3 protein-coding genes are annotated in these 1577 nt (G+C 35.6%); 2 read left to right on the top strand and 1 reads right to left on the bottom strand.

What is annotated here, in order from left to right; translation table 11 throughout:
- Positions 1–68 precede the first annotated feature (68 nt).
- Both ACY651_RS06025 and ACY651_RS06020 read left to right on the top strand, forming a co-directional pair.
- Positions 69–689, top strand: a complete 621-nt coding sequence (locus tag ACY651_RS06025) for an energy transducer TonB (protein WP_462250738.1) — start codon at positions 69–71, stop codon at positions 687–689.
- A gap of 47 nt (positions 690–736) precedes the next feature.
- The gene (locus ACY651_RS06020; RefSeq protein ID WP_462250736.1) at positions 737–1054 is read left to right on the top strand and encodes a hypothetical protein; all 318 of its coding nucleotides are present in this window, start codon (positions 737–739) and stop codon (positions 1052–1054) included.
- A 174-nt stretch (positions 1055–1228) separates the two neighbouring features.
- Here ACY651_RS06020 and ACY651_RS06015 read toward each other — a convergent pair.
- Positions 1229–1577: isocitrate/isopropylmalate family dehydrogenase (locus ACY651_RS06015; protein WP_462250734.1), on the bottom strand; the 349-nt coding region annotated here is incomplete at its 5' end.

The raw sequence follows: 1577 nt of genomic DNA, 5'->3' as shown, positions 1-1577 counted from the left end.
AATATTTTAGGCACATAAAAAATTAACGGCATTGAATTTGAAAACTTGTTAACGAAACAACAATAATTATGAAAAAGTCAATCCAGTCATTTTTTGTTTTCATTACTGCAGCAGGTTTAATTACCGGGTGTAATTCCAGTTCGGATTATGTTGACAGTACAACAACTACAACCACAACACCTATGTCGAGTGATACTGCCGTTACTGCATCGAATAATACAATGATGACAGATACCGCAATGGTTTCTAAAATGAATGACAGCATGGGGGTTAAAAAGATGGGAGATAAAAAAACGAAGAAAGCAAAGGTGATGATAGAAATGCCCACCGCAAAATACAGTGCAAGAAAGTTAGAAATGGATAAGCAGGGTTATTATAATTCATCAGAAGTATTACCTTCGTATCCGGGAGGGCAAAATGCACTGGAAAACTTTTTTAATAATAATATTGAGTATCCACAGCAGGCAACTGATAACGGTACAGAAGGAGTGGTTAATATAAGTTTTTTGGTAGATGAAAATGGAAAGATTACCTCGCCTGAAGTTGTAAGTAAAAAAGTAGGCGATGGTGTGGAAGAAGAAGCGATGAGAGTATTTAATAAAATGCCATCGTGGACGGCCGGGCAAATAAAAGGCAAGAATGTAAAAACACGATTTAGTTTACCGGTAAGGTTCCAGGTAAGTCAATAAATATTTAATTTCCGCTTTAATAATCTAATATTTAAAACAACACAATTATGAGACTTAAAAACTTTTTAAAAATTCTTTCACTGGCAATTTTTATGGCTGTATCAATTCCTGTAACATACGCATCTAATGCCAGCGTTACCGCAACAGGCGATCCTGTAAAAGATGCCAAAACATTTGCAGAAATTTCGCAAAGGGTTACGGAAATTCAAAACATGGACAAATCAAATTTGACCAGTGCAGAAAAAAAATCACTTCGTATGGAATTGATGGACATGAAGAAAAAAGCTGGTGGCCTGGATAAAAGGGTTTATTTATCTGTTGGCGCAATTATTATTATTATTTTGCTTTTGATACTTATTCTTTAATATTAAATTCTTCTACATACAGGGTTTTAGGATAAAACGCTTCGGTTAAATTTACCGGAGCGTTTTTTATTTAGCACTAATAAAAAATGCGCCTCAAATTTTGAGACGCATACAACAGATTTATTATAATTTTTTACATCCCCATCTTCTTCTTCAAATTTTCATCAATAGCATCTAAAAAAATTCTTCGGTGTATAAATAATTATCGCCGTGTTTTACTTTATTGCCATGGATACAAACCGCTAAATCTTTGGTCATCTTTCCGCTTTCTACTGTTTCAATACAAACTGCTTCTAAAGCATTGCAAAAATCAATCAAAGGCTGGTTACTGTCTAATTTACCACGAAAGGCCAAACCTCTTGTCCATGCAAAAATAGATGCAATAGGATTGGTAGATGTAGATTTACCTGCCTGGTGCTCCCGATAGTGGCGGGTAACGGTACCGTGTGCAGCTTCTGCTTCCATGGTGTTGCCATCAGGTGTTACCAAAACCGAGGTCATTAAACCTAAACTGCCAAAACCC

The organism is Ferruginibacter sp. (assembly GCF_031391665.1).
In the GTDB taxonomy this organism is placed as follows: domain Bacteria; phylum Bacteroidota; class Bacteroidia; order Chitinophagales; family Chitinophagaceae; genus Ferruginibacter.
This window is presented reverse-complemented; position numbering and strand designations above follow the sequence as displayed.